This is a genomic window from Flavobacterium sp. (assembly GCF_027490375.1).
Classification (GTDB): domain Bacteria; phylum Bacteroidota; class Bacteroidia; order Flavobacteriales; family Flavobacteriaceae; genus Flavobacterium.
The window spans coordinates 1-2514 of sequence record NZ_JAIXYH010000037.1 but is presented as its reverse complement, the minus strand read 5'-3'; the positions used below and the strand labels follow the sequence as shown (position 1 = coordinate 2514).

The 2514-nt window shown below is 40.4% G+C and carries 1 protein-coding gene; it reads right to left on the bottom strand.

Annotation, left to right across the window (positions count from 1 at the left end; translation table 11 throughout):
- Positions 1-50: 50 nt before the first annotated feature.
- Positions 51-2249, bottom strand: coding sequence for a C25 family cysteine peptidase (locus tag Q0064_RS04365; RefSeq protein ID WP_298144853.1), 2199 nt, complete (start codon positions 2247-2249; stop codon positions 51-53).
- Positions 2250-2514: the final 265 nt, after the last annotated feature.

Sequence of the window (2514 nt, the reverse complement as noted above, 5' to 3'; positions counted from 1 at the left end):
ATATTAGTTTGCCGCATAGTTAAGTTTTCGAAAACGATTTCGAACTCCTTCTACTCTTTTGAAAGCTTTTTAATTACGCGTCCGTTTGAAGTTTCAACAACTGCCAAATACATACCGTTACTAAGCTGCGACATATCAATTTGGGCTGAATTACTGCTAAAATATTGCTCAAGAACTACGCGTCCGTTCAAATCTAAAATCTTCACCACAGCTTTCTCCGCTTCAAATAAATTGACTGTTAGCACATTTCGCACCGGATTCGGAAATACTTGCACATTTTTGGAGCTGTTACCGTCAACCGATAAGGGTGACGAAACGTTTATGGTGCTGCGATAAGGTTTTGCGTTTACTTTGGTTAGTGTTATCTTAATTGGATCGTTGCTGGTAAGATTTGGTATTTCGAGCGTTGCGCCGCCCTCAGCAATTACAGCAGTTGCTACCTGAACGTTGTTTTGAGTTAAAAAGACACGTGCACCATTATTTGCCGAGTTAACGGTAATCGTTTGTCCGCTTTGGCTAACTTCTGCTGGGTGTGTTGCCGCAAGTTCATCAAAGCTTGTGCTTCTAAATACCACTGTAGGATCGCCAAACATAATCCAGGTTTGCATCACCTCGATTGCAGTTGGACTGTTTCCGTAAGTTTCTAGCATGCTAAGTTGCCCATTAAAAAATAAACCTCCTAAAGTGGTTGCAGTACTTGTAGGGTTAGCTCTTGTAATTAGTGCAGCGATTTCATCTTGAGTTTGCATTGGTTCGGCCCAAGCCATAAGAATAGAAGACCCACATGCGGCAATTGCTCCTGTTGGATTCAATCCTTGACCGGCTGTGAGAAACGATTCACATAATGCAGTTCCTCCCACAAATGTTCCGTTGTTACACGCAACTGAAACTACAAAAGGAAATTTACCGGCATTGTTTAGTTGATTAACGTCGGCATTGGTATAACTTCCGGTCGACATTATTTGCGTTGCGCCGTGGCCTGTATAATTGATTAAGCCAACACCATCGTTAATAGCATTAGAAATCATCTCTGGAGTAGGATCTCCAAATGCGTCGTTACCTTCTTGATAATCTTGATAAAACTCGTAAATGGTATTGTATCCAAACTCCAGTAATTTATCTCCAATTCCGCGTAAGTGTTCAAAATCTGCTTCACCTTCATCGCCGTAACCAGCACCTTCATTGGAGGCAATTCCTATGGCATTTGTCATCCACGTTCCTGCTAAAGGTGTGGTTTCATAATTGAGAATTTTTTGAATGATGCGGGGCATTTGCTGTGTGGTTCCCGATAATCGGCCAACGAGTAATTCCGGGTAAAAATCCTCTGCTGTTAACTGTCCGTAGTATGAATCGCTGTAAAACTGCTCGTCGGCACCACTAGTCCCGTACGAATATGTCGGTATATTTTGATGATCGCCAATAAGTAACACGTACGTTAAATCCGGATTAGAGTCATAAAAAGTAGTGACATACGACTTAATATTTTCTGGAGTGCTTCCCGTTTGCGCTGTTGTAACGACTGTAGTTTTGATTCCACTTTCGTTTTTCCAATTCACAAAATTAGTGAGTAAATTTTGGTAGTTCGGCGGTGTAATGATCAGTAAATCGCCTAAATCAGAAACCGGCGTGTAACCTGCTTCATCGAGAAACAAGGCAGAATAGAGCGACTGAAATGCATCTCCTTCGCGAGTCGGACTAACATCCGCAGGTGTTTGAACCACTAGATTTATTTCGTTATAAACACGTAGTACTTTAGTAACGGGATTGTATTGAAAAGGAGTGAAACTTAAATTAACCCCAAATCGATTTCGAAATGAAAATGGATTTGATACGCTAGCGATTTGCTCCGGATAAAATTTATTTTCGGCATATTCCGATCCAAATAGATACTGTACCTCAGCTGGATTTACATTTCGTTTCAAGCTACCTTTAGAAGGCAAAACATCAATATTTTGATATTCGACATAAGAGCCCGGTAGCACTTGGAACGTCACTGGATTTGCTGTTGGAACGGTAATAGATTCGCGGAAAACAGGTAAGGCTGGCGCTCCTGCATCCATTAATAGAACTTTTGAAACCTTTGAAAAATCCAAATAGGAATTTCCGTTCAAATTAACGCCTGGCGGTAAATTCAAAGCATTTGTAAATTTAATCGACTTTTGGCGCGGCGTATTCCCAGTCAAGGAAATTTGTTGCGCATGAAAATTAACGGCGGATAAAACAAGAATAATGGCTAATAGTTTTTTCATGATAAATTGTTTTGGTTTACTAAAATACTGTTTTTCAGAGGCTATCAAAAATAGCACTAAATTTTCGAATGCTAAAACTACGACAGAATTTAATTAGTTGGTTACGGAAAACCCGTAAATTTTAATTTTCACGCAAAAAAAATGGTTGTGAACGCGCACAACCATTTTACCTTTTATAATTATCGCTAACTAGCGCTGTTCAAACGTTTTGAACGGGCGCAGCGGATGTCCGGTATAAATTTGTCGCGGACGACCGATTGGCTCT

Excerpts from the sequence above, each read along its gene's own strand:
- Q0064_RS04365 (WP_298144853.1), bottom strand. The coding sequence starts at position 2,249 with ATGAAAAAACTATTAGCCATTATTCTTGTTTTATCCGCCGTTAATTTT.